The sequence below is a fragment of the Pseudonocardia pini genome, assembly GCF_013870575.1.
GTDB lineage: Bacteria > Actinomycetota > Actinomycetes > Mycobacteriales > Pseudonocardiaceae > Pseudonocardia > Pseudonocardia pini.
In genome coordinates, this window is the sequence record NZ_JACBXB010001114.1 from 1 (window position 1) to 1,307 (window position 1,307).

At 75.1% G+C, this 1,307-nt stretch carries 2 protein-coding genes and 1 pseudogene; 1 reads left to right on the forward strand and 2 read right to left on the reverse strand.

The window, feature by feature from the left end; genetic code table 11:
- Both H5J29_RS33000 and H5J29_RS33005 read right to left on the reverse strand, forming a co-directional pair.
- Positions 1 to 274: pseudogene (locus H5J29_RS33000) on the reverse strand (hypothetical protein); the annotation flags it as partial.
- 29 nt (positions 275 to 303) lie between these two features.
- Positions 304 to 777 carry a hypothetical protein gene (locus tag H5J29_RS33005; RefSeq protein ID WP_181784808.1) on the reverse strand — a complete coding sequence of 158 codons (474 nt, stop codon included), beginning with the start codon at positions 775 to 777 and terminating at the stop codon, positions 304 to 306.
- 138 nt (positions 778 to 915) lie between these two features.
- On the opposite strand from H5J29_RS33005, the gene H5J29_RS33010 reads away from it, so the two are divergent.
- Positions 916 to 1,307: ATP-binding cassette domain-containing protein (locus tag H5J29_RS33010; RefSeq protein ID WP_181784809.1), on the forward strand; the 392-nt coding region annotated here is incomplete at its 3' end.

Sequence of the window (1,307 nt, forward strand, 5' to 3'; positions counted from 1 at the left end):
CCATGGCGACGAGCGGCAGGACCAGCAGGTAGCCCGCGACCGCCGCCGCGGCACCGTGCAGGCGGGGCACGGCGGCGTCGCCGATGCGGTAGCCGGCCACGACGAACGCCACGATCGCCGTGATGATCAGCCACGCGGGCCCGACCAGCGGGATCCGCGAGGCCATCGGCGCGGAGAGCCCGCCGATCACCAGCACGGTGAAGCACAGCGATGCGCCGCGGGCCAGGTGCACCCAGTCGACCCGCACCGAGAACCAGTCCCATCCGGGAACCATCGTCGGACCTCCTCGTCCGTGTCGCGGCGTCACCGCGACGTGAGCCAGCGGTGCGTCGCACCCGTCAGCAGGGGCAGTGTGCCGACGACGGCGAACGCCATCGCGGGCAGGGTCTCCCACCGGCCCGCAAGCGCGAGCAGCAGGATCGCGGCCACCCCGAGCACCACCAGCGGCAGGCGCACGACACCGCGGCGGGCCAGGAGCCCGACGGTGGCGAGCACCAGCAGCGCCGCGACGACGAGGAGCAGCACCGGCGGGACGCCCGCCGAGGGCGCGGCCACCGCGGACTCGCCGAGCTGCCCCTGGATCCGGCCGAGCGACTCGGCGTCGGCGGCGCCGGACCCGGCCTCCCCCGTGCCGATCCAGCCCACGACGGCGGCGGCCGCGACGAGGACCCAGGCGACGCCCGAGACGACGACGCGCCGCGAGAGGCGGTCAGGCCGGTCCTCGTCCGCGTACCGGGTGACCGGCATCGGCCCGGTGACCTGATCGGGGTGTGACATGGCGCCAGGCTACGGCCCGCCGTACCCCGTTCGGAGCAGAAGCACCCAGGACGAGGGAGGGATGTCCCCATTACGGAGGGCCGATCAGACGCTCACTCATTGCTACCGTCCGCGCACACGACCACCGGAGGCCCGTCGATGTCCGCTCAGCGAGGCCCCGCCGTCGAGCTGAGCCGGGTCACGACCGTCCGGGGCGGCGAGCCGGTGCTCGTCCGGCTGGGTCTGCGGCTCGCGCCGGGCTCGGTGACCGTCCTGATGGGACCGTCCGGGGCGGGCAAGACCACCCTCGTCAACCACCTCGCCGGGCTCGGCGCCCCGGACGCGGGGCGGGTGCGGATCGGCGACGAGGACGTGTTCGCCGCGAGCGAGGAGCGGCTCCGTGCCCTCCGCCGGGGCAGCGGTGTGCTGCTCGGCGGCTGCTCGCTGTTCGACACGTCCCTGTTCGGGTCGCTGACCGCCTTCGAGAACCTCGGGTACGGGCTCGGCGAGCGCGGGATCGACGCGGCCGAGCGCGACCGCAGGGCGCTGCG

Excerpts from the sequence above, each read along its gene's own strand:
- H5J29_RS33005 (WP_181784808.1), bottom strand. The coding sequence starts at position 777 with ATGTCACACCCCGATCAGGTCACCGGGCCGATGCCGGTCACCCGGTAC.